Annotated in this window: 21 protein-coding genes; 12 read left to right on the forward strand and 9 right to left on the reverse strand. The window is 62.1% G+C overall.

Annotation, left to right across the window (positions count from 1 at the left end; all coding sequences use genetic code 11):
* Positions 1 to 6 precede the first annotated feature (6 nt).
* On the forward strand, positions 7 to 477 hold the full coding sequence (locus ABDB84_RS15520; RefSeq protein WP_345920665.1) for a Dps family protein: 471 nt from the start codon (positions 7 to 9) through the stop codon (positions 475 to 477).
* Here the strand turns inward: ABDB84_RS15520 and ABDB84_RS15525 are convergent.
* Positions 474 to 1,310, reverse strand: a complete 837-nt coding sequence (locus tag ABDB84_RS15525; RefSeq protein WP_345920666.1) for a polysaccharide deacetylase family protein — start codon at positions 1,308 to 1,310, stop codon at positions 474 to 476. The genes ABDB84_RS15520 and ABDB84_RS15525 overlap by 4 nt on opposite strands.
* 53 nt (positions 1,311 to 1,363) lie before the next feature.
* On the reverse strand, positions 1,364 to 1,984 hold the full coding sequence (locus ABDB84_RS15530) for a TetR family transcriptional regulator (protein ID WP_345920667.1): 621 nt from the start codon (positions 1,982 to 1,984) through the stop codon (positions 1,364 to 1,366).
* Positions 1,985 to 2,293: 309 nt separating this feature from the next.
* Between ABDB84_RS15530 and ABDB84_RS15535 the strand changes: the two genes are divergently transcribed.
* From ABDB84_RS15535 to ABDB84_RS15545, 3 genes are read left to right on the forward strand one after another with little or no spacing between them, the layout of a single operon-like run.
* On the forward strand, positions 2,294 to 3,421 hold the full coding sequence (locus ABDB84_RS15535) for an efflux RND transporter periplasmic adaptor subunit (RefSeq protein WP_345920668.1): 1,128 nt from the start codon (positions 2,294 to 2,296) through the stop codon (positions 3,419 to 3,421).
* 9 nt (positions 3,422 to 3,430) lie between these two features.
* Positions 3,431 to 6,610: an efflux RND transporter permease subunit gene (locus ABDB84_RS15540; RefSeq protein ID WP_345920669.1), complete on the forward strand. Its 3,180-nt coding sequence runs from the start codon at positions 3,431 to 3,433 to the stop codon at positions 6,608 to 6,610.
* On the forward strand, positions 6,600 to 8,000 hold the full coding sequence (locus ABDB84_RS15545) for an efflux transporter outer membrane subunit (protein ID WP_345920670.1): 1,401 nt from the start codon (positions 6,600 to 6,602) through the stop codon (positions 7,998 to 8,000). Before ABDB84_RS15540 ends, ABDB84_RS15545 begins: the two co-directional genes overlap by 11 nt.
* Before the next feature lie 48 nt (positions 8,001 to 8,048).
* On the opposite strand, the gene ABDB84_RS15550 is transcribed toward ABDB84_RS15545, so the two are convergent.
* Both ABDB84_RS15550 and ABDB84_RS15555 read right to left on the reverse strand, forming a co-directional pair.
* Positions 8,049 to 8,402, reverse strand: a complete 354-nt coding sequence (locus ABDB84_RS15550) for a TfoX/Sxy family protein (RefSeq protein ID WP_345920671.1) — start codon at positions 8,400 to 8,402, stop codon at positions 8,049 to 8,051.
* Positions 8,403 to 8,409: 7 nt separating this feature from the next.
* Positions 8,410 to 9,672, reverse strand: a complete 1,263-nt coding sequence (locus tag ABDB84_RS15555) for a D-amino acid dehydrogenase (protein WP_345920672.1) — start codon at positions 9,670 to 9,672, stop codon at positions 8,410 to 8,412.
* A gap of 167 nt (positions 9,673 to 9,839) precedes the next feature.
* On the opposite strand from ABDB84_RS15555, the gene ABDB84_RS15560 reads away from it, so the two are divergent.
* The 8 genes from ABDB84_RS15560 to ABDB84_RS15595 all read left to right on the forward strand — a co-directional run bounded on the left by ABDB84_RS15560 (position 9,840) and on the right by ABDB84_RS15595 (position 18,529).
* The gene (locus tag ABDB84_RS15560; protein WP_345920673.1) at positions 9,840 to 10,847 is read left to right on the forward strand and encodes a class 1 fructose-bisphosphatase; all 1,008 of its coding nucleotides are present in this window, start codon (positions 9,840 to 9,842) and stop codon (positions 10,845 to 10,847) included.
* A 33-nt stretch (positions 10,848 to 10,880) separates the two neighbouring features.
* Complete coding sequence (gene msrA / locus ABDB84_RS15565; protein WP_345920674.1) at positions 10,881 to 11,426, forward strand: peptide-methionine (S)-S-oxide reductase MsrA; 546 nt, start codon at positions 10,881 to 10,883, stop codon at positions 11,424 to 11,426.
* Positions 11,423 to 12,214: a tRNA threonylcarbamoyladenosine dehydratase gene (locus ABDB84_RS15570; RefSeq protein WP_345920675.1), complete on the forward strand. Its 792-nt coding sequence runs from the start codon at positions 11,423 to 11,425 to the stop codon at positions 12,212 to 12,214. Before msrA ends, ABDB84_RS15570 begins: the two co-directional genes overlap by 4 nt.
* Positions 12,211 to 12,576 carry a sirohydrochlorin chelatase gene (locus ABDB84_RS15575; protein ID WP_345920676.1) on the forward strand — a complete coding sequence of 122 codons (366 nt, stop codon included), beginning with the start codon at positions 12,211 to 12,213 and terminating at the stop codon, positions 12,574 to 12,576. The genes ABDB84_RS15570 and ABDB84_RS15575 overlap by 4 nt, the downstream gene beginning before the upstream one ends.
* Before the next feature lie 156 nt (positions 12,577 to 12,732).
* Positions 12,733 to 13,896 (forward strand): oligogalacturonate lyase family protein, encoded by a 1,164-nt coding sequence (locus ABDB84_RS15580; RefSeq protein ID WP_345920677.1) that lies wholly within the window; start codon positions 12,733 to 12,735, stop codon positions 13,894 to 13,896.
* A gap of 278 nt (positions 13,897 to 14,174) precedes the next feature.
* Complete coding sequence (locus tag ABDB84_RS15585) at positions 14,175 to 15,305, forward strand: porin (RefSeq protein WP_345920678.1); 1,131 nt, start codon at positions 14,175 to 14,177, stop codon at positions 15,303 to 15,305.
* Between the two features lie 85 nt (positions 15,306 to 15,390).
* Complete coding sequence (locus tag ABDB84_RS15590; RefSeq protein ID WP_345920679.1) at positions 15,391 to 16,905, forward strand: tetratricopeptide repeat protein; 1,515 nt, start codon at positions 15,391 to 15,393, stop codon at positions 16,903 to 16,905.
* Positions 16,898 to 18,529 (forward strand): tetratricopeptide repeat protein, encoded by a 1,632-nt coding sequence (locus tag ABDB84_RS15595; protein WP_345920680.1) that lies wholly within the window; start codon positions 16,898 to 16,900, stop codon positions 18,527 to 18,529. The genes ABDB84_RS15590 and ABDB84_RS15595 overlap by 8 nt, the downstream gene beginning before the upstream one ends.
* A gap of 9 nt (positions 18,530 to 18,538) precedes the next feature.
* Here the strand turns inward: ABDB84_RS15595 and ABDB84_RS15600 are convergent, their stop codons facing one another.
* From ABDB84_RS15600 to rplU, 5 genes are all read right to left on the reverse strand, one after another.
* Complete coding sequence (locus tag ABDB84_RS15600; RefSeq protein ID WP_345920681.1) at positions 18,539 to 20,311, reverse strand: tetratricopeptide repeat protein; 1,773 nt, start codon at positions 20,309 to 20,311, stop codon at positions 18,539 to 18,541.
* A gap of 14 nt (positions 20,312 to 20,325) precedes the next feature.
* Positions 20,326 to 21,441: a glutamate 5-kinase gene (proB, locus tag ABDB84_RS15605; RefSeq protein WP_345920682.1), complete on the reverse strand. Its 1,116-nt coding sequence runs from the start codon at positions 21,439 to 21,441 to the stop codon at positions 20,326 to 20,328.
* A 26-nt stretch (positions 21,442 to 21,467) separates the two neighbouring features.
* Positions 21,468 to 22,616 (reverse strand): Obg family GTPase CgtA, encoded by a 1,149-nt coding sequence (gene cgtA / locus ABDB84_RS15610; protein ID WP_345920683.1) that lies wholly within the window; start codon positions 22,614 to 22,616, stop codon positions 21,468 to 21,470.
* Between the two features lie 72 nt (positions 22,617 to 22,688).
* Entirely contained in the window at positions 22,689 to 22,964 is a 276-nt protein-coding gene (rpmA, locus tag ABDB84_RS15615) for a 50S ribosomal protein L27 (protein ID WP_345920684.1), read from the reverse strand.
* A gap of 17 nt (positions 22,965 to 22,981) precedes the next feature.
* Positions 22,982 to 23,293 carry a 50S ribosomal protein L21 gene (gene rplU, locus ABDB84_RS15620; RefSeq protein ID WP_345920685.1) on the reverse strand — a complete coding sequence of 104 codons (312 nt, stop codon included), beginning with the start codon at positions 23,291 to 23,293 and terminating at the stop codon, positions 22,982 to 22,984.
* Positions 23,294 to 23,493 lie beyond the last annotated feature (200 nt).

The following is a 23,493-nucleotide window of genomic DNA, read 5'->3' on the forward strand; positions in this document are numbered from 1 at the left end:
TACCAGATGGACATCGATATCGGCATCAAGAAAACCGACCGCGCCAAGATTGCAGAGGGTTTGTCGCATCTGCTGGCCGACACCTACACGCTCTACCTCAAGACCCACAACTTCCACTGGAACGTGACCGGGCCGATGTTCAACACCCTGCATGTGATGTTCATGACGCAGTACACCGAGCTGTCGCTGGCGGTGGATCTGATCGCCGAGCGCATTCGCTCGCTGGGGCATTACGCGCCGGGTTCTTACAGCGATTTCGCCAAGCTCTCGTCGATCAAGGATGCCGAGGGTACGCCCAAGGCGGTCGAGATGATCAAGCAGCTGGTGGCCGGCCAGGAAGCCGTTGTGCGCACTGCACGTTCGATTTTCCCGGCGGCGGAGAAGGCCGGCGACGAAGCCACCGCCGATCTGCTCACCCAGCGCATCCAGCTGCACGAGAAAACCGCGTGGATGCTGCGTAGCCTGCTCGAAGACTAAAACAGGCTCAGCGTAGCGCCGCCCGCGACTTCAAACATCGCGCTGCGGCGCTCGCCCGCCTGCAAGGTGTCGACGCGCAGCCACAGCGCTTGCGCCGAAGGATTGTGCACGTGGCGGCAGTCGGCGGTAAATTGCAGGCGTTGCAGGCAGGCCAGGTAATCGACGATCTCGATATTGCTGGCGTACCAGATCTCCGCGTGGCCGCTGGCTTGCTGCGCGAAGCGCTCGATCAGCGACCAGTTGCCGTCGCGTTCGAAGTCGAAGCTGTGGCCCCACACATAGAACAGATCCAGATACTGGGATTTGTCGCGGGCGAGGAATTCCTGACCCAGCTCCAGCAAACCCTCGTTGTGGTGACAGCTCGGTTGCCATTCAAATAATTGTTGCGGCAGCTCGAAGCTGCGCGTCGCCCCCGTGGTACGCGCATAGGCAAAGCCCAGAGCCGGCAGCAGGGCGTGCAGGCGCTGATCGTGCTTGCCATTGGGGTAGGCGAAGCCGCGCACGGCGCGGCCCAGCAGGTCTTCAAGGCGGCGGCGGTCATCAAACAGCTGCTGTACCAGCAACTCGGGCGGGCAGCGCGTCAGGGTCGGATGGGTCAGCGAATGCGCGGCCACTTCATGACCGGCATACAGATCGGCCAGTTCATGCGCGTCGATGCGGTGATCGCGGCCGAACTTGGCGCCGTTGAGGTTGAAGCTGGCTTTCAGCCCATGGCGGTTGAACAGCTCGACGAGGCGACGGTCTTCGATCTTGCCGTCGTCGTAGCTGAAGGTGAGCGCCTTGTGGCGGCCGCCGGGAAAGCAGTGGTGGATGTGTTCGAGTTGTGCGTGCATGGCGTCAGCATTCTCGCACGGCGCGCATGCTGCGTCCTGATCACAAATGCTGATCAGCTGAGTTTGCTCAAACCTTGCAGGTAGGCCTTGACCAGGTTGTCGGCGAGCGCCATCAGATCGAATCGTTCGGGGGCCATCAGCCAGTGGAAACAGCAGCCATCGAAGATCGCGAACAGGCCCAGCGCGGCCATGCGCGTATCGGTGCTGGCCGGTAATTGCCCGCAGGCAACGGCTGCGCGGAAGTCCTGCTCGGTCTGGTCCAGACAGCTCTCGCGCTGGGTGACGAAGTGCAGGCGCGTGGCCTCGGTTGCCGGCACGTACTCGCATTTGAGGAGCAGGATTTCCATCAGGTCACGCGTTTGCTTCTCATTGACCACGCGTTGCATGACGTCCAGCATCTTGTGCTCCAGGCGTGCCAGCGGGTCTTCGGCATAGCGCTGGTCGAGCTCGTCCATGGCCGCGTCGATAGGCAGGCAGACGCGGTCCCAGAGCGCGGCCAGCAAGTCGGTCTTGTTCTCGAAGTGCCAATACACCGCCCCACGTGTCACGCCTGCCGCGCAGGCAATCTCCTGCAGCGAGGTATTCGATACGCCACATTCGCTGAACACGTGCTGAGCAGCATCGAGTAGCTGATTACGTGTAGCGAGGGCTTCTTCTTTGGTTTTACGGGCCATGTTGTGTCTCCTGCCGGCAGGGTCTTGAATCCGTACGGGCAGTGTGGATTATAGGCGCGGCTTGACATACATACAAGAATGTATGTTAAATGTTACAAAGCAGCACAATTGTTGTCAGATGACCGTGCACTCCTGCACGTCATTTGCCGCTAATCAAAATGCTGCAAGATGTCTTGATCTCACCGCATATCGCCTCGACTGGAGAAGCCTGCAATGATTGCTCGTCAAATGAAACCGGCCTTGCTCTGTATAACCGTGATTGCCAGCCTGGCCGCTTGCTCGAAAGCTCCGCAGGCGCCAGGAGCTGGCATGGGCAACATGCCGCCGCTGCAGGTTGGCGCGGTCACCGTGCAGCCGCAGCGCGTGCCGGTCAGCTTTGAATACACCGGCCAGACCGTCGGTTCGCGCGAGGTGGAAGTGCGCGCCCGCGTCGGCGGCATTCTTGAAAAGCGCCTGTACACCGAGGGCGCTTTCGTCAAGGCCGGTCAGACCCTGTTTGAACTCGATCCCAAGCCGCTGCAGGCCCAGGTTGCTGCGGCGGAGGCCGATGTGGCCACTTCCGAGGCTCGCCTGGCCCAGGCCAGCCGCGAAGCGGCGCGTCTGAAGCCGCTGATCGCCGACAAGGCGGTGAGCCAGCAGGACTACGACAACGCCGTCTCCAATGAGCAGATTGCCGTTGCGACGCTAAAGTCTTCCAAGGCGCGTCTGCAGCAAGTGCAGCTGGACCTCGGTTACACCAAGGTCACGGCGCCGGTCTCCGGTTGGTCCGGTCGTGGCCTCAAGTCCGAGGGCAGCCTGGTGACGACCACCGACAGCCTGCTGACCACTCTGGTGCAGCTCAATCCGCTGTATGTGAGCTTCGGTCCTTCGGAGAACGAACAGAACGCGATCAATGCCGATGTGGCGGCCAATCAGCTGGAGCTGCCCAAGGGCGGCGCTTACTCGGTCGAGATCCGCGGCATTGACGGCAAGGTGCTGGCCCAGGGTGGCCGCCTGAACTTCGCAGATAGCCGCGTCAGCAACCAGACCGGTACGGTCGAGATGCGTGCCGAAGTGCCGAATGCCGACAACAAGCTCAAGGCCGGCCAGTTCGTGCGTGTCGCCTTGCAAGGTGCAGTGCGTCCGGCAGCGCTGGTGGTGCCGCAAGGCGCCGTGCTCGAAGGCCCGCAAGGCAAGATGGTGATGGTGGTGGTGCCCGGCAAGGATGGCGCGCCGACCAGCTTTGCGCCGCGCCCGATCGAAGTGGGTGAATGGTCGGTGCTCGGCAAGGGCCCGCTGGCGCGTGTCTGGGTGGTGAAGAAGGGTCTGGTGGCCGGTGATCAGGTGATCATCGACAACCTGACCAAGCTCACCCGCATGCCGCCGGGCGTGCCGGTCGCGCCGGTGTCGCCGGAAGCTTCGGCGGCTGCGCAATCCGCACCTGCAGCCGCACACTGAGGAGGCCACATGTTTTCACGCTTCTTCATAGATCGCCCGATCTTCGCGGCGGTCATCTCGATCTTCATCGCGCTGGCAGGTCTGGCCGCGATCCGCGTGCTGCCGATTGCGCAGTACCCTGAAATTGCTCCGCCCGTGGTGCAGGTGACCACGGTTTATCCGGGCGCTTCGGCCGAGGTGCTGGAGCAGACGGTGGCAGCTCCGCTCGAAAACCAGATCAATGGTGTCGAGCACATGATGTACCTGTCCTCGACTTCGGCCTCCAATGGCGCGGTGACCATCACCGTGACCTTCGAGATCGGTACCGATATCGACCAGGCTGCGCTCAACGTCAATAACCGCGTCAAGCAGGTCGAATCGCGCCTGCCTGAAGAGGTGCGGCGTCAGGGTGTGGTGGTCGAGAAGGGCTCGTCGAGCTTCCTGCAGGTGATCGCCTTCTACTCACCGGACGAGCGCTTTGACGACTTCTACACCAGCAACTACGTCACGCTGAATGTGCTGGACCGCCTCAAGCGCATTCCGGGCACCACCAATGTGCAGATCTTTGGCGCCAAAGACTATGCAATGCGCATCTGGATCAAGCCTGATCGCATGGCGCAGCTGGGCATCACGGTGGCCGAGCTGACGGCCGCGCTGAATTCACAGAACGCGCAGTTCGCGCCGGGCAAGATCGGCCAGACGCCGGCTGGCGATGGCCAGGAACTGGTCTACACGATCACCGCGCAAGGCCGCCTGCCGGATGCCAAGTCTTTTGAGGACATCATCGTCCGCTCGCAGGGCAATGGCAGCAAGGTGCGCCTGAAGGACGTGGCGCGCGTCGAGCTGGGCGCCAAGGACTATGACTTCATTGGTCGCGTCAATGGCAAACCCTCGACCCTGGTCGGTATCTTCCTGCAGCCCGGTGCCAATGCGCTGGGTGTGGCCGAAGACGTGAACAAGACCATGAAGGAGTTGTCGGCCAAGTTCCCCGAGGGCCTGACCCACAAGGTGGCGTATGACACCACACGCTTCGTCAAGGTGTCGATCCACGAAGTGGTCAAGACCCTCTGCGAAGCCATGGTGCTGGTCTTCCTGGTGGTCTTCCTGTTCCTGCAGAACTGGCGCGCCACGCTGATCCCTATCCTCGCGGTGCCGGTGTCGCTGTTGGGCACCTTCGCCGGGATGATCATGCTCGGCTACTCGATCAATACCCTGACCCTGTTCGGCATGGTGCTGGCCATCGGTATCGTCGTTGATGATGCCATCGTGGTGCTCGAAAACGTCGAGCGCATCATGCACGAAGAGCATCTGGATGCGCGCAAGGCGGCGATCAAGGCCATGCACGAGGTGACCGGTCCGGTCATCGCGATTGTGCTGGTGCTGGTCTCGGTGTTCGTGCCGATCGCCTTCCTCGGCGGGCTGACCGGTGAATTGTTCCGCCAGTTTGCGGTGACCATCGCCATTGCGGTGAGCATCTCCGGTCTGGTCGCGCTGACCCTCACGCCGGCGCTGTGCGTGCTGATCCTGCGCAGCGAGCACAAGGCCGACAATCGCTTCTTCCAGGCCTTCAACAATTTCTTTGATCGTCTCACGCGTCGCTACACCCGCGTGGTCGGTGGCCTGGCGCGGCGTGCCGTGCTGGGGGTCGTGCTGTTCCTGTGCATGATCGGCCTGACCGCCAAGCTGTGGGTTGCTACGCCTGGTTCGCTGGTGCCGGATGAGGATCAGGGCTGGTTCATCTCCTCGGTGTTCCTGCCGGACGGCGCCTCTCTGCAGCGCACCGACAAGGTCGTGCAGCAAGTCACCGAGATCATCAAGTCCAACGACGCCAATCAGGACGTGATGGCCTTTACCGGTTTCGACTTCCTGGGTGGCAGTTACAAGAACTCGGCCGCGACCATTTTCGTGATCCAGAAGCCTTGGGAGGAACGCAAGCTGCCGACCCAGGCGCTGGTCGGCGAGGTTTATGCCAAAACTGCTGGCTTGCGCGATGCCGTGGTGCTGGCCTTCAATCCGCCGGCGATCTTTGGTCTGGGGCAGGCCGGTGGCTTCGAGTTCTACATCCAGAACCGTGGCGAAGGTGGTCCCAAGCGCATGGCCGAAGTCACGCAAGCCTTCATGGCGCGCGCGGCACAGGACAAAACCCTGGCCTATGTGCAGACCTTGTGGCGCGCGCAGACACCGCAGCTCTACATCGATGTCGATCGTGAGCGTGCCGTGGCCCTGGGTGTGTCGCTCAGCGATGCGTTCAACACCTTGTCGGCAACCCTCGGCTCCTACTACGTGAATGACTTCAACAAGTATGGCCGTACCTGGCAGGTGATCATGTCGGCGGACACGCAGTACCGCATGAAGCCCGACGACATCGGTCGCATCTATGTGAAGTCCAGCAGTGGCAGCATGATTCCGCTGTCGGCCTTCACCACGGTCAAGTACAGCTCGGGCCCGGACACGCTGGACCGCTTCAACAACCTGCCGGCCGTCAAGATGCTTGGCTCGGGCGTGCCGGGCATCAGCTCGGGGCAGGCGATTGCAGCCATCGAGAAGATTGCGGCCGAAGTGCTGCCGCCGGATTTCTCGCTCGACTGGAGTGGTGCCTCGTATCAGGAGAAGCGTGCTTCGGGTGCATCGGGCATGGCGCTGGGCATGGCCGTGATCATGGTGTTCCTGATCCTCTCGGCGCAGTACGAGAAGTGGTCGTTGCCGCTGTCGGTGCTGCTGGCGGTGCCCTTCGGCATCTTCGGTGCGCTGGCTGGGGTGTGGTTGCGCAACTTCGTGTACAGCTTCCTGCCCTTCCCGATTCCACCACTGGCCAATGACGTGTATTTCCAGATCGGTCTGGTCACGCTGATCGGTCTGGCGGCGAAGAACGCGATCCTGATTGTCGAGTTCGCGGTACTCAAGCGGCATGAAGGCATGTCGTCGATTGACGCGGCGATGGAAGCGGCACGTCTGCGCTTCCGCCCGATCGTGATGACCTCGCTGGCCTTCATCCTCGGTGTGGTGCCGCTGGCCTTCTCCTCCGGCGCCGGCGCAGGTGCGCGCCAGTCGGTGGGTACCGGGGTGATGTTCGGCATGATGGCGGCGACCTTCCTGGCCATCTTCTTCGTGCCCCTGTTCTATCGCCTGATCAATGACCTGAGCGGCGACAAAAAACAAGCAGGGCAGAGCACTGCGCGTGACCTCGAAGTGGAGAACAATGATGCTTGATTACAACAAGGCCCGATTCAAACTGGCCAGCCTGGCGCTGCTGACCCTCGCGGCCTGCAGCACCCTGCCGCCCGAGGCCAGCAAGCCGGCACTGGAGCTGCCGACCGTCACCACGGCCAAGAGCGAGGATCTGAACCAGTGGTGGCAGCGCTATCAGGACCCGGCGCTGAACGCGCTGATCGAGCAGTCGCTGCAGTACAACGCCGACATCAAGGCTGCCGTGGCGCGTGTTGATGAAGCGGCCGCACTGCTCTCGTCAGCGCGCAGCAATCTCACGCCGACGGCGGACTTGTCGATCTCCGCCAACCGCAGCCAGGCTTCCGAGAAGGGCGCGGTGGCGCGCCCGGTTGGCACCTATCTGAGCAATACCTTTTCGACAGGCGTCAATCTGTCCTACGAGGTTGATCTGTGGGGCCGCGTGCGCGCCAACAATTCGGCCGCGCTCGGTCAGCTGATCTCCAATCGCGAAGCGCTCAACGCCTTGCGTTCCTCGCTGGCAGCGCAGGTGGCGCGCGCTTATTTCAGCTTGTTGGCCACTGATCGCAAGCTGGCGCTGACCCAGCAGACCTTGCGCACCCGCGAGGAAGCGCTGGCGCTGACGCAGAAGCGGCTGGACGGCGGTACCGCCAACTCGCTGCAACTGCAGCAGGCGCAGAGCGAGCGTGATGCGGTGGCGGCCAATCTGCCGAATCTGATCGCGGCACAAGCGCAGAGCGAGCGCGCCTTGCAGGTGCTGGCCGGTGCTTCGCCGCGTGCCATCATCGAAGCGCCGGTCAAGCGTAGCCAGGCCAGCAGCCTGCCGGACGCACCGGCGGTGCCGGCGGGGTTGAGTTCTGATCTGCTGACGCGTCGCCCCGACATCCGTCAGGCCGAGGCTGATCTTGCTACGGCGCAGGCCAAGGTGAGTGAAGCGCGTGCCCGCTATTACCCGCAACTGGTGCTGACCGGCAATGTCGGTCAGGAGAGCGCCAAGCTCTCCGACCTGTTCTCCGGTCCGGCGCTGATCTGGGCGGTGGGTGCGGCGCTGACGCAGCCAATCTTCGGTCTCCGTGATATTGATGCCCAGGTTGATGCAGCCAAGGCGCGTGGCGTGCAGTCCGAAGCCAATTACGTCAAGACCGTGCAGACCGCGTTCAAGGAAGTGTATGACGCGCTGGGTACCATGCGCGCCGCCAGCGACACCCTGGTCCTGCAGCAGCAGCGCAGCAAGGCCTTGAGCGAGTCCTTGCGTATTGCGCAGCGACGCTATGACGCGGGCGTCTCGCAATATCTCGACGTGCTGGACGCGCAGCGCAGCCTCTATGCGGTTGATAGCGACCGTATCGATGCGCAGGCCAACCGGCTCAATGCCAGCGTGGACCTGTTCCGCGCACTCGGTGGCGGCTGGTAAGCAGCGCGTGGTGTAACGCAGTCACAAACGGGCAGCAATGCCCGTTTGTCATTTCTGGGGGCGTGCCTGGTGGCGTGCATTACGTAGCGCAGCGCCGAGCGCGGAACGCGCCCAGGGCTGCATCAGGGCGGGTGAGTCGAGTGCTTCATCGGGCGCCCGGCAATAGCTCAGCTTGACCAGTTTGCCGCGTGCCGTGTAGCTGAATGCCTCCAGCCCGGCCGCATCGAAGGCGGCGCGGTTCTCTGCATCAACCTTGAGATAGAGCGTGTCCTGCGCAAGCAGCGCGAACATGACTTCGTCGAGGTAGATGCCGGCGCCGCCGAACATGCGCTTGATGCGGATGGCGCCCAGCGGCGCGAAGAGTTCGCGCAGATATTCCTGGTACTCGGCGGACAGCGCCATGGGCCGCTCAGCTGCGGCCCCGCCACAGCGGGAAGTCGATGGCCGGCGTGCGCTTGTCGATCAGATCGCTGAGCAGCTTGGCCGAGCCACAGGAGAGCGTCCAGCCCAGGGTGCCGTGTCCGGTGTTGTAGAACAGGTTCGGCAGCCGCGCGCGACCGATGATCGGCACATTGCTCGGTGTCGCAGGACGCAAGCCCGCCCAGAATTCCGGCTGCCGCGTATCGGCTGCGCCGGGAAAGACGTCTTCGACCCATTGCGTCAGCGCTGCGCAGCGCACCGGATCGAGCTCCAGATTGAAGCCATTGAGTTCAGCCGTGCCGGCAATGCGCAGCTGATCTCCCAGGCGCGAGATGACGATGCGCCGCGATTCGTCCGTGATGCTGGCGGTTGGCGCACGGGCGCTATCGCGCACCGGTACGGTGGCCGAATAGCCTTTGACCGGGTAAATCGGCAGGCGCTCGCCGGTCGTCTTCACCAGCGCTTGGCTGTAGCTGCCTGCGCAGATGACGTAAGCATCGGCAACGAAAGCTTCCGCCGCGCCGCGCTCGTCATGCAGCTGCAACCGGGTGATGCCCTTGGCGTCGTGCTGCAGGGCATCGACCGTGGTGTTGTAGCGGAACTCGACGCCCTCGGCTTGGGCCAGGGCGGCCAAGCGCACGCTGAACAAATGGGCATCGCCGCTTTCGTCGTCGTCGCCCAGCATGGCGCCGCTCAGGCGGCTGCCGATATGGCTCAGCGAAGGTTCGTAAGCCAGGCATTGCTCGGGCGTCAGCATGCGTGAGCCGATGCCCAGCCCTTGCAGGATGCGGTGCTGCGACTGGCCATGCGAGAGCTCGCCAGGGGTGAAATAAAGATGCAGGATGCCGCGTTGCAGCTGGGTGTACTCGATCTGCGTCTCGCTGCGCAGCGCTTGCAGCATCTTGCCGCTGTAGGCGGCCAGATTGCCGATGGCCTGGGTGTTGCGCCGCGTCGGCGCGGGCAGGCACTCGGCAAGGAACTCCAGGCCCCAGCGCCAGCGTGCTGCTTCGGCGGGCAGGCGGAACAGCAGGGGGGCATCACGACGGCCCAGCCAGCGCAGGATGGTCAGCGGGGCGCCGGGGTTGGCCCAGGGTTCGGGGTGGCTGATTGACACCTGGCCGCCGTTGGCAAAGCTGGTTTCCAGTGCGGCTTCGGCCCGGCGTTCGATGACTGTGACACGATGACCTGCGCGGCGCAGATACCAGGCCGAGGTGATGCCGGTGATGCCGGCACCGATGATCGCGATATGCATGGGGAGGCTACCTCAAGCGCGGGCGTGGATATTTCTGTGCCCGCATGGTGCAAGTTTCCTGCAAAGCGCGGCATCTGACAAATACGGAATAAGGGGCAGGGCGCACCTGCGCAGCAAAAAAGCAGGGATAATTGATGCTCAGCAACAATTGATCAAAGACATCCGCTATGAGTCGAGTCACCCTTACCCAGTTCCTGATTGAACAGCAGCGCAACGAAAACCATATTCCCGCCGATCTGCGCCTGCTCATCGAAGTGGTGGCGCGCGCGGTCAAGACCATCAGTGTGCACGTGGGCAAGGGCGCGGTCGCCGGCGTGCTGGGCAGCGCGGAAACTGAAAACGTGCAGGGCGAGGTGCAGAAGAAGCTCGACGTGATCGCCAATGAACTGCTGCTGCACGCCAACGAATGGGGCGGCCACCTGGCGGCGATGGCTTCCGAGGAGCTCGAAGGCCCCTCGCTGATTCCCAATCGCTACCCCAAGGGTGAATATCTGCTGGTGTTCGATCCGCTCGATGGCTCTTCGAATATCGACGTCAATATCTCGGTCGGCACCATTTTCTCGGTGCTGCGCTGTCCGGAAGGCGTGGTTGATCCGACCGCCGAGGCCTTCCTGCAGCCGGGCCGCACGCAAGTGGCGGCTGGCTACGCGGTGTATGGTCCGTCGACCATGCTGGTGCTCACTGTCGGGACCGGCACGCATGGCTTCACGCTGGATCGCGAATTCGGCGCCTGGGTGCTGACCCAGCCGGACATGCAGATTCCGCCGGATACGCGCGAGTTCTCGATCAATGCCTCGCGTGCCCGGCTGTGGGAAGCGCCGGTTGCGCGCTACATCAGCGAGCTGCAAGCGGGCACTGAAGGGCCGCGTGGGCAGGACTTCAATATGCGCTGGGTGGCCTCGATGGTCGCCGACGTGCACCGCATCATGACCCGCGGCGGCATCTTCCTGTATCCGCTCGATGAGCGTAACCGCAAGAATGGCGGCCATCTGCGCCTGCTCTACGAAGCCAATCCGATGTCCTTCCTGGTCGAACAGGCCGGCGGTGTGGCATCCACCGGGCGCGAGCGTGTGCTCGATCTGCAGCCGACGGGTCTGCACCAGCGCGTGCCGGTCATCCTCGGTTCGCGCAACGAGGTCGAGCGCGTCGTGGCCTATCACCGCGAAGCGCTCTGAGTTTCACTGTCTTCATTTCGGGGCGAATCACGCATGGCAAATCCGGCAATCGCGATTCTGGCAGGGGGCTGCTTCTGGTGTCTCGAAGCTGTCTATGAAGAGGTGCGCGGCGTCAGCGCAGTCGTCTCCGGCTACATCGGCGGCGAGCTGCCCGACCCGGATTACGAGGCGATCTGCACCGGCCGCACCGGGCATGCCGAGGCCGTACGCCTGAGCTTCGACCCGGATGTGGTCAGCTATCGCGAGCTGCTCGAAGTCTTTTTCGCCATTCACGATCCGACCCAGCTCAATCGGCAGGGCAACGATGTCGGCACGCAGTACCGCTCGGCCATTTTCTGGCTCGACGAGGCGCAGCGCGATACAGCGCAGGGCGTCATCGACGAGCTGACGGTTGGTCGTGTATTTGCTGCGCCGATCGTTACCGAGCTGGTCGCCGCGCCGCACTTCTACCCGGCTGAGGCCTATCACCAGCATTACTATGCGCAGCATCCGATGCAGTCCTACTGCGCCTATGTGGTGGCGCCCAAGCTCGACAAATTCCGCAAGACCCTCGCGCGTCTGCGCAAACCCCAGCCATGACTGATCCGCAGGCGATGGATTTTGCCCGCCGCTTCGGCGGCGTTGCCCGTCTGCATGGCGATGCCGCCTTGCAGGCATTCCAGCATGCACGGGTGTGCGTGGTCGGGGTGGGCGGGGTCGGCTCCTGGGTCGTCGAAGCGCTGGCGCGCAATGCGGTCGGGCAGCTGACCCTGATCGATCTGGACATGATTGCCGAGTCCAATACCAACCGCCAGCTGCATGCCCTGGGTGATGCCTGGGGCCGTGCCAAGGTCGATGCGATGCGCGAGCGCGTGCTGGCCATCAATCCAGGCTGCGCAGTGCACTGCGTCGAAGACTTTGTGAGCGAAGACAATCTCTATGCGCTGCTTGCCGGCCATCACGCGGTGGTCGATGCCATCGACAATGTGCGCGTCAAAGCAGCGATGGCTGCGTACTGCAAGGCGCAGAACCAGTATCTGGTGATGTGTGGCAGCGCAGGCGGCAAGAAGGATCCGACGCGTCTGTGCGTCGATGATTTGTCGCGCACCGAGCAAGACCCGCTGCTCGCCAAGGTGCGCTCGCGCCTGCGCAAGGACTACGCCTTTCCGCGCGATGTGCGGCGCAAGTTCGGCATCGAGGCCGTGTATTCCACCGAGCCGGTGCAGCAGCCCGATGTCTGTAGCAGCGAAGCGGGCGCCGGTCCCCAGGGCTTGTCGTGTGCGGGCTATGGTTCGGATGTCTGCGTTACTGCAACGGCGGGCTTGTTCGCTGCTGCGCGCGTACTGGCCGCACTCAGCCAAATCAACCAAAGCGTGGAGCGTGTATGAGTCGTGCCATCATCTTGTTTGCCCACGGCGCCCGCGATCCGGAATGGGCGCGTCCGCTTGAGCGCCTGGCGCTCGCGGTGCGTACGGCCAGCCCACAAGACTGGGTGCTGACAGCCTTTCTGGAGTTCATGGCGCCGGACCTCGCTGCCGCTGCCGATGCGGCCGTGGCTGCGGGTGCGCGTGAGTTGATCGTGGTGCCGGTGTTCCTGGCGCAAGGCGGTCATGTGCGTCGTGATCTGCCACGCATGCTCGAAGAGATTGCTGCGCGCTATCCTGCCGTGCAGATCGAGTTGCGTGCTGCGCTGGGCGAGTCGCAAGTGGTCATCGATGCGATGGCGCAGGCCGTGCTGAGCACCGCATAACACAAAACTCCGGCGTCTGCCTTGCGTTGGCGCGCCATGCAGCGTGTCGTCATGGCGTACAATTAAAGCCTTTCCGACCGCTGCCGATAACCTTGTCTGGGCCCGCCAAGGCGGATGACAGACAACATACAGCAAGAACACTCAGGAGATGCTTTCATGGCCAAGGGCGATATTGTTCAGCTCAAGTTTGAAGACTTCAAGGACCCCTCCACGGGTGCCCGCGTCACGCGCCTGACGCCGACTGACGTCACGTGTCACCGCAATTATTTCTATCAGAAGTGCTTCACCAACGATGGCAGCAAGCTGCTCTTTGGCGGCCTGTTCGACAACGACAGCTGGAACGCCTACCTGCTGGACCTGAACACGCAAACGGCGCGTCAGCTCACCGACGGCAAGGGCAAGGTCGATAACACGTTCGGCAACTTCCTCTCGCCGGACGACAAGTACCTCTATTACGTCAAGGGCGGTCGCGAGCTGCGTCGCGTCGCACTCGACTCGCTCGAAGAGCAAGTTCTCTACACCGTGCCGCAAGGCTACAAGGGCTACGGCACCTGGGTGTCCAACTCGGCCTGTACCAAGCTGGTCGGCATCGAAGTGGTCGAAGGCGACCTGCTGCCGCTCAAGACCTGGGAAGAGTTCGCAGTTCAGTACCACAACAAGCCGCGCTGCCGTCTCGTCGTGATCGACATCGCCACGGGTACCAGCAAGGTCATCTTTGAACAAGCCAAGTGGATGGGTCACCCGCTGTATCGTCCCTTCGATGATCACACCGTTGCGTTCTGCCACGAAGGTCCGCATGACCTCGTTGATGCACGCATGTGGTTTGTCGATGAAGATGGCCAGAACGTACGCAAGGTCAAGGACCACGAGCCGGGCGAGAGCTGCACGCACGAGTTCTTCGTGCCGGACGGTTCGAAGATGATGTACGTCTCCTACAAGAAGGGCAGCACGGATCGCTGGATCTGCGTGGCTGATCCGGTCACCCTCGAGAATGAAGCCATTCTCACCATGCCGGCGTGCTCGCATCTCTACAGCAATTACGACGGCAGCCTGGCAGTGGGCGACGGCTGCGATACGCCGCCGGATGTTGCAGATACCGCCTCGCACACCCACGAGAACGATCCCTTCCTGTACCTCTTCGATCTGAAGAACAAGACGACCACCAAGATCTGCGAACACCGCACATCCTGGAAGGTGTACCGCGAAGATCGCCAGGTCACCCATCCGCATCCGTCTTTCACGCCGGACGACAAGCGCGTGTTGTTTACGTCTGACTTTGAAGGCGAGCCGGCGCTGTATCTGGCAGATTTGCCCGCCTGATTAAGTATTTAGCCCGCTTTTCAGCATCTAAAAGGCCGCGCAAGCGGCCTTTTGTTTTTATTGCAATTTCATTATGAAAATTGCTGTGATGCACAAGTCTGACGGCTGTTGCGTGAATGCAACAAAGAGTCTTTCTTCCGGCGACAAAAGGTAGTTCGGTCTTGCTGGAAGCTTGTCCGCTTTGCAAGAATGCGACACAACTTCTCGAATTAGTAGAGAGGTAAGGCGGGCAGGCAGCACAACGCACCTCCCGGTCTTCAATCATGAGGAGAAATTCAATGCAGAAGAAACTCATCGCCGTGGCCGTTGCCGGCCTGCTGTCTGGCGCCGCTTTCGCACAAACTTCCGTCACCATCGGCGGTAAGGTTGACGTGGGTTACCAATTCGCAAAGACGGTCAATGCTGACGTCAATGGCGGCGCACAAGGTGGCGGCACCAACGAAACGATGACCGACGGTTCGGCGACCTCTTCCCGCGTCACCTTCGTTGCCAAGGAAGATCTGGGTTCGGGCATGTCCGCTGAAGTCAATATGGACCTGCGTTTCTCGGGTGGTTACGAGCAAGGCAAGACCGGTCTGACGACCTCCGACAAGCGCCTGCTGATCCTGCGCTCGCCGATCCTCAATGCATACTGGGGTGTGGGCAATCTGGGTGGTCAGTACTACTTCGGCGTGACCGAAAAGCCCTACATGATCGCTCCGAAGGATCTGGAAATCGTCAAGTTCGGCGTCTCGCAACTGCGTGAATCCTCGCTGACCAGCCGCAACACCACGCTGTTTACCAACCCGATCACGGTTGGCCCGGTGACCGCGCTGTTCCACACATCCTACGCGATTGGTGATGGCCGCACCTCTGGCCTCAACAACGTTTCCAGCGTCAGCGCTGGTGACGTCCGCGCTGCCGGTCTGGAACTGAAGATTGGTGAAATGTTCAGCCTGGGTTCGGATTACAACCAACGCCAAAGCACGACTACTGCCGCTGCCACCCGCAATGGCATGATCTTCACGCACACCTTCGTGAATGTGAAGCCGCTGACCGGCCTCAAGCTGGCTGCTTCGTTCAATACCTACCGTGGTTACAACTCGGTTGAAGGCGGCGCCTTCCAGGAAAAGAACACCAACTTCGTTGCTGCTTACAACCTGAACAGCAAGCTGGAACTGGGTCTGGCGATTTCGCACCTGAACGACCTGGGTGCTAACCGCAACAGCGGTAAGGCCTGGATGGCAGGCGCTTCGTACTTCCTGACGAAGAACACCTTCGTGTATGTCGCTCGCAGCAAGACCGATTTCGAGCGCAACCAAGGCACGATCTCCGGCGCCAAGTACGATGGTACCGCTGCTGGTTTCATCAGCACGATCAGCAAGTCGGACGCAGCTCTGACCCGCGTTGGTATCGTCAAGGAATTCTGATCTTTCGCAAGAGAGAACAGATTCATGGAGCGGCCCTTTCGAGGGCCGCTTTTTGTTTGTCTGCGTGCATTACGATGGCGTGCATATGAGCACGAACAAGCCCCCCAATATTTTTGCCGCGCCGCCACCCTCTGGGGTGGATCTGTACTTTCGGCGTGCTTTAAGCGCTGCACAGGCCGGGCGTTATGCCGAGGCTGAAAGCCTGTGCCGGCTGGTGCTGCAGCAGCAACCGCAGCATTTCGAGGCGCTTCATCTGTGTGGGCTGGTGCAGCATCTGTCCGGGCGCCAGGCGGAAGCTTTGCGTGCACTGGATCGCGCACTGCTGGTGCAGCCGCGTTCCGCCAAAGCACTTAACAATCGTGGTGTGGTGTTGCACGGCTTGGGACGTTCCGCTGAAGCGCTGCAGGCGCATGACGCAGCTCTTGTGCAACAGCCTGCTTATGTAGATGCGATGCTCAATCGCGGTGTGGCCTTGAAGGCGCTTGGCCGGCTGGACGAAGCCATTGCCGCCTATGAACAGGCGCTGGCGCTGGATCCGCGCATGGCGGATGGCTGGAGCAATCTCGGGGTGATCCTGCAGGATCAGCGGCGCTTTGAAGCCGCCCTGGAGGCGTATGCGCGAGCGATCGTACTGGCGCCCGAGTATGCCGATGCACATTGGAACGAGGCGCGCTGCCGCTTGTTACTGGGCGATTACGCGCTGGGCTGGGATAAATATGAATGGCGCTGGCGGCGCGCGAGTTTCGCTCGCCAGCACCGCGACTTCACGCAGCCGCGCTGGCAAGGCGAGGATCTGGCCGGACGGACGATTTTGCTGCACGCCGAACAAGGGCTGGGCGACAGTTTGCAATGTCTGCGCTACCTGCCTTTGCTTGCAGCACGGGGTGGGCGAGTACTACTGGAAGTCCAGGCGCCCCTGGTTTCTTTGTTGAAAGACTTTCCCGGTGTCGAGGCCGTGTTTGCGCGTGGAGCCGCCTTAGCGGCTTTTGATCTGCATTGCCCTCTACTGAGCTTGCCGCATGTATTCGCGACGCGGCTCGATACGATTCCGCCCAATGTCCGGCCCGCTGCGCCGGATGCTCAGCGCGTTGCTGCCTGGGGTGCACGCCTGGGTCCGAAGCGCGGCACTCTGCGCGTTGGATTGGTGTGGTCGGGTAATCCTGCGCAGCAGGACAATCATTTGCGCTCATTGGCGCTGAGGGATTTGCTGCGGATTACTGCACCGGAAATCGAATGCATCAGCCTGCAAAAGGAATTGCGCAGCGATGAGGAGCGCGCCTTGGTGGCCGATGGGACAATTCGCCATTTTGGCGAGGATCTGGCTGATTTCGCAGAGACGGCGGCCTTGATGACGCAGGTCGATCTGGTGATTTCCGTGTGCACCTCGGTCGCCCATCTGGCAGGCGTCATGGAGCGCCCTGTCTGGGTATTACTGCAGTATGCGCATGACTGGCGCTGGCTGCTTGAGCGCGAGGACAGCCCCTGGTATCCCACGGCGCGACTGTTCCGCCAGAACCGACAGGGCGATTGGGCGGGGCTGATTGACGAGCAGCTGATGCCGGCTTTGCGTCAGCACATTGAGGGAGTTTCCCATGCATGAGGCGTACGCCGTGCTTGAAAAGAAGCTCCGCCGCACACTCAAACAGCAGCCCGGGCACGTCGAATCCACGCTTGAGCTCAGCCACCTGCTGGCTGAGCGGGGCGAGCTGGCCGAAGCATTGAAATTGCTGCGGCGTGCCGCCTTGATGCATCCCCAAGCTTTACGTGTCCAGTGCGCCTTGGGTTCGCTGGCTTTGACGGCGGGTGAAACCGAACAGGCGATGCAGGCATTTCGCCGCGCCAGTCTGCTGCAGCCGGATAGCGCTGAAATCCAGTTCTATATGGCCAATACCCTGGCCGCACAGGCGGCGCCGCTGGAGGAGGTGTTGGCTGCGTATGCGCTGGCCAGGGCGAAAGATCCGGATTTCCAGCCCGCTTATTTGGCAACGGCCGCTTTGCTGCGTGTGGTGAGGCGCTATGCGGAGGCGCTGGCGATCTTGAATGCGGCGAGCACACGACATGTGCCTTCCGCTGAGTTGCTGCGTAATCGTGCGATTACGCGCATGGCTTTGGAGGATTACAGCGGTGCTTTGGCGGATCTCGATGCAGCGGTCTCAGCCGAACCTGCGCACCCCGATGGGCATAATTTCCGTGGCAATGCCTTGCAAAAGTTGGGTCGCTTTGACGATGCGCTAGCCAGCTTCCAGCTGGCGCAGATCCTCAGCCCGGATTACGCCAGTGCGCACTGGAACGAGGCGCTGTGCCGTTTGAGTATGGGCGACTGGTCGCGTGAAACCTGGCACAAATATGAATGGGGCTGGCAGCTTGGTGAGCGCCACCCGCAGCGTTCGTTTGTGCAAGCGCGATGGACAGGGGAGCAGTGCCTGGCCGGTAAACGGATCTTGCTGCACGACGAGCAGGGTCTGGGCGATACCTTGCAGTTCAGCCGTTTTGCGCTGTCTGTGGCGCAGCTCGGGGCAGAGGTCATTCTGCACGTGCAGCCGGCCTTGAAGAGCTTGCTGCAAAGCCTGCCTGGACTTGCTGCGGTGATTGCCGAGGGGGAGGCGATTCCGCCATTTGATTACCATTGTCCGTTGCTGAGCTTGCCCGGTGCGCTGGGCAACCATGCGGGCAATATTCCTGTACCGGCTGAGGCCTTGGCGCCAGATCAGGCCAGTCGTGACAAATGGCAAGCGCGCATTGCTGGGCTGTCACCGAGTTTGCCCGGCCTGCGCGTCGGGGTCGTTTGGTCCGGCAACGTCGCACAAGGGGACAACCATAAGCGTTCCTTGCCTTTGGCAAGCATGTTGGCGATGCGCGTACCTGGTGTGTCCTTTGTCAGCTTGCAGCAGCAGGCGAGTGAAGCGGAATTGGCGATGCTGGCGCAAGCCGGGGTGCCGCATTTCGGTGCCGAGCTGGAGAGCTTCGCGGATACGGCAGCGCTGATTACGCAGATGCACCTGGTGATCTCGGTCTGCACTTCGGTCGCACATCTGGCCGGAGCGATGGCGGCGCCATGTTGGGTGCTGCTGGCGCGGCCGCATTGCTGGCGCTGGTTGAACGACGCAGAGACAACACCGTGGTACCCCTCGGTACGCCTGTTCAGGCAGCTGCAGCCAGGCGTTTGGGATGATGTGGCGGTCGCAGTGCGGGCTGCGCTGGCCTTGCAGTCAGCGCCAGCTTGACCGGGACGCTCAGGGCGCAAATTCTACCTGCAGGGCGTCGCGGATGCGTGCGACGACGCCGGCCCAGTCACCGGGGGCTTGCTGCCGGAATAGACGGGCGCCGGGGTACCAGGGGCTGTCTTCACGTTTCAGCTGCCAGCGCCAGTCCGGCGCAAATGAGAGCATCAGCCAGAGCTTTTTGCCGAGGGCGCCGGCCAGGTGGGCGACGAAGGTATCTGTGCTGATCACCACGTCACATAGCGCTGCCAGTGCAGCATTGTCGGCGAAATCGTCGATCTGCTCCCCGAAGACCAGAATCTCTGGATGTGCGGCAAGAATGGGTTGATCGATCTCGCGGATGTCGCGTTGCAGGCACACGAAACTGAACTGCCCGACAAGGGCAGGTAGTAACTGTTCCAAGCGCATCGAGCGCTGTCGGTCATTGGGGTAATGCGGATTGCCCGACCAGGTCAGGCCGATAATGGGTTTGCCCTGAGGCAGGCGTGCGCGCCAATGTTTCAGTCGATCATGTGTGGCTGAAAGATAGGGTGTGCATCCCGGAATGCTGGGCTGAAGGGCTTGTAAGGCCAGTGGCAAGCTCATCAGTGGGCATTGCAAGTCATGCTCGGGCAGGGGGGCGTCGCTTGCATGTAGTACGACGTTCTCTATTTGGGCTAGCAAACCGTGCAGCTTGCGTGTGACGCTGAAGGTGATGCTTGCTGCGCCTTGCTTTGTGAGTAATGGCAGATAGCGACAGAACTGCAGTGTATCGCCCAGGCCCTGTTCGGCATGGACCAGCAAACGGCGCCCTGCAAGAGGCGTCTCGCCAAGCCATAGTGGTTGCGTGTAGGCAAGCAGGCTGGCTTGTTCGGGGCGTTGGCGACGGCATTCGTGGGCGAGCCAGCCGTTGCTGAAATCCCCTTTTAACAGCAGTAGCTGGGCGCGGTTCCAGCGCAGTTGGTAGGCGTCGGCCGCCTGCGGTCGCAAGCTTAGGCAGTGCTCGTAATCAGCTAGTGCAGCGTCGACCTGGTTGAGTTCGGCCAGTGCGTGGGCTCGGTTCTGCAGGGCTTCGTAATGCTCCGCATGTTGGCTCAGCGCCTGCTCGCAGTAGCGAATGGCTTCAAGCGGGCGATCCAGCTGGGTGAGTGCGTTGGCAAGATTGCTCAGGATGGCCGCTTCATCCGGCGCCCGCTGCAATGCTGCCAGATAGCTCTGGCAGGCTTCTTCGCGCAGGCGCAAGGCGAGCTGGGCATTGCCGCAGGCATTGAGCAGGGCGGGCTCAGCGGGGTGGCGCTGCAGTGCATCGCGAATGTAGTTCAGCGCTGCGGGGGCGCGTTCGAGCTTGAGCAGGGTGTCGACATAGCCGCAGATGAGGGTGATGTCGTCGGGCGTCTCGGCAAGTGCCGCCTGGTGCTGTGCGAGGCTCTCGTGCCAGCGGCCCAGGCCGTGCAAGGCGCGAGCGTGTGCGGCGCTGATGGCGGCATTCGCATCCAGCGCGGCAGCACGCTGTAGTGCGTTGAGCGCTTCCGCATAGCGCTCAGCCAGATTCAGCCCCAGACCCAAATTGAGCCAGGCATTGGCGTTGTCGGGATTGCTTGCCAGCACTTGTTGGCACAGCGTAATGGCTTCCGCATGCTGCCGCTGGGCGAGCAAGACGGCCGCCAGATTCACCTGGATCGATTCGCGGTCGGGCGCCAGACTGAGCGCTTCGCGCAGTAATGTTTCAGCTTGTGGCCAGGCGGTGCGCGCCTGTTCTTCGAGTGCGGCAAGGAACAGCGTTTTGGCGCGTTGCAGGGCGTCCATGCCGCGTATGCGTGTCAGCGCAGGACCAGATTGTCGCGGTGGATCAGCTCCGGCTCTTCGATGTAGCCGAGCAGGGACTCGATCTCGCTGGAGGCATGGCCGGCGATGCGGCGCGCTTCGGAGCTGCTGTAGTTGCTGAGTCCGCGTGCGATTTCGATGCCGGCGCTGTTACGGCAGGCAATCACCGCGCCGCGCTCGAAGTCGCCATCGACAGCAGTCACGCCAATCGGCAACAAGCTGGCACCGTTGCCCAGCGCTTTGCTGGCGCCCGCGTCGAGCTTGAAACTGCCGGCCAGTTGCAGATGGTCGGCCATCCATTGCTTGCGCGCCGCTAGCGGGGTGCTGCTGGCGTAGAGCAGGGTGCCGAGGGATTCCCCGGCGGCCAGGCGCAGCAGCGGATCGGTCTCGCGCCCGGAGGCGATCAGGGTGTGCGCGCCGCTGCTGGCCGCGCGTTGTGCGGCGCGGATCTTGGTGATCATGCCGCCGCGCGAGATGCCACTGCCGGCGCCGCCGGCCATCGCCTCGTATTGCGTGTCTTCGGCACGGCCTTCGCTGATCAGCGTGGCAGCCGGGTCTTTGCGCGGGTCGGCCGTGTAGAGGCCGCGCTGGTCGGTGAGGATGATCAGCGCATCGGCTTCGATCAGATTGGCGACCAGGGCACCGAGGGTGTCGTTGTCGCCGAACTTGATTTCATCGGTGACGACGGTGTCATTCTCGTTGATGATCGGCACCACGCCCAGCGACAGCAGGGTGGCGAGCGTCGAGCGTGCGTTCAGATAGCGCAGGCGATCCGCAAGGTCAGCGTGGGTGAGCAGGATCTGCGCGGTTTTCAGTCCGTGCTGCGCGAAAGCGCCTTCGTACGCTTGCGCCAGACCCATTTGGCCGACGGCGGCAGCTGCTTGCAAGGCGTGGGTTTCGTTCGGCCGCTCGGTCCAGCCCAGGCGCTGCATGCCGGCGGCAATGGCGCCGCTGGAGACCAGCACGATTTCGCGTTCCTGCTTGCGCAGCTCGGCAATTTGGCGTGCCCAGCCGGCGATGGCTGCGAGGTCCAGGCCGGCACCGTTGTTGGTGACCAGCGCGCTGCCGACTTTGACGACAAGGCGGCGGGCATTACTGATGGTTTCACGCATGCGCGGGGTACTCGTATTCCAGTCGGTCAGTCACGGACGTAGATGATCTCGCCTTCGAAATCATCGTCGTCGTCTTCCTCGTCCTCATCGTCGGCGGCCGGCTCGACCTTCTTGGGCTGCGGGCCGCCAGCGATCTGCTCCAGCATCTCTTCCTGAGTGCGGCGCGGTTGCGCATCCAGATAGTCCTGAATGGCAAAAATGAGTTCCTTGCAGCCGTCACCGGTGATGCCCGCAATGGCGAACCAGTGCTCGGGCTCGCCATAGGCGTCGAGGAAGGCGCGGATACGCCCGGCGCGCTCTGCTTCAGGAATCAGATCGAGCTTGTTGAGGATCAGCCAGCGCGGTTTGTTGAGCAGGCCTTCGTCGTACTTGCCGAGTTCCTCGACAATGGCGCGCGCTTCGCGTACCGGATCGGCTTCCGGATCAAAGGGCGCCAGATCAACTAGGTGCATCAGCAAATGGGTGCGCTGCAAGTGGCGCAGGAAGCGATGGCCGAGGCCGGCGCCTTCGGCTGCGCCTTCGATCAGGCCCGGCACGTCGGCGATCACAAAGCTGCGACCTTCGACCGTGCGCACCACGCCCAGATTCGGCGCCAGGGTGGTGAAGGGGTAGTCGGCAACTTTGGGTTTGGCGGCGGACACTGCGCGAATGAAGGTCGATTTGCCGGCATTGGGCATGCCCAGCAAACCCACATCAGCGAGGATCTTCAGCTCCAGCGACAGCTCGAAGCGCTCGCCGGGTTTGCCCATCGTCTTCTGACGCGGGGCGCGATTGGTGCTGGACTTGAAATGCAGATTGCCGAGGCCGCCTTCGCCGCCCTTGGCAATCAGCACGCGTTTGCCGTCCTCATCGAGGTCGGCCATGATTTCGCCGGTCTCGTTGTTCTTGACTACGGTGCCGACCGGCAGGCGCAAGGTGATGTCCTCACCGCCCTTGCCGTAGCAGTCGCTGCTGCCGCCGTTCTCGCCGCGCTGGGCGCGGAACACGCGGGTGTAGCGGCAGTCGACGAGGGTGTTGATGTTGCGGTCGCCGACCAGCCAGACGCTGCCGCCACGACCGCCGTCGCCGCCATTGGGGCCGCCAAAAGGAATGTATTTCTCGCGGCGAAACGAGGCCATGCCATTGCCACCATCGCCGGCAATGACTTCAATGCGCGCTTCGTCGTAGAACTTCATGAGGCTGCCCCTGGAAAAGAAAAGCCCCGTCGCGTCGCGACAGGGCTCGGTGTTGCTTGCGTGCGACGGAAATTAAGCAGCTGCTTGAGCGGCTTCCGGCACGATCACAACGGTACGACGACGGGCCGGGCCCTTGACGACGAACTGCACGCGACCATCGATCAGCGCGAACAGCGTGTGGTCCTTGCCGATGCCGACGTTTTCGCCCGGGTGGTACTCGGTACCACGCTGACGCACGATGATGTTGCCAGCGATCACCAGCTCACCACCGTAACGCTTCACGCCCAGTCGTTTTGCATGGGATTCGCGGCCGTTGCGGGAACTACCGCCTGCTTTTTTGTGTGCCATGGCGCTTTATCCTCCGATTAGGCCGAGATCGCTTCGATGCGAAGCTCGGTGTAGTTTTGACGATGACCTTGATGCTTCTGGAAATGCTTGCGACGGCGCATCTTGAAGATCGTGATCTTGTCGTGACGACCTTGCGACAGGACGACGGCTTTCACAGAGGCACCAGCAACCAGGGGCGCGCCGATCTTGACCGACTCGCCTTCACCGACCAGGAGAACCTGGTCGAGGGTAACTTCAGCGCCAACGTCTGCCGGTATCTGTTCTACTTTAATCTTTTCGCCGGCAGCAACGCGATACTGCTTGCCACCAGTTTTTATGACCGCATACATGTTGGACTCCACTTCGTTTGGAATTGCTCGTTTATTGCGCCGGCGAGCCGCGCCGCGTCCTTGAATTGACGCAGTTTGCGAAACACTGACTGCACAGCTGTTTTCCCGGTTCCAGGCGCAATGCACCAAGTCAAGGATCGCAGAACCCGAAATTATGTGTTGCGCAAAGCCCGAAGTCAAGCCCCCGATCTATGGCGGAC

The sequence above is a fragment of the Uliginosibacterium sediminicola genome (assembly GCF_039631295.1).
Taxonomy (GTDB): Bacteria; Pseudomonadota; Gammaproteobacteria; order Burkholderiales; family Rhodocyclaceae; genus Viridibacterium; species Viridibacterium sediminicola.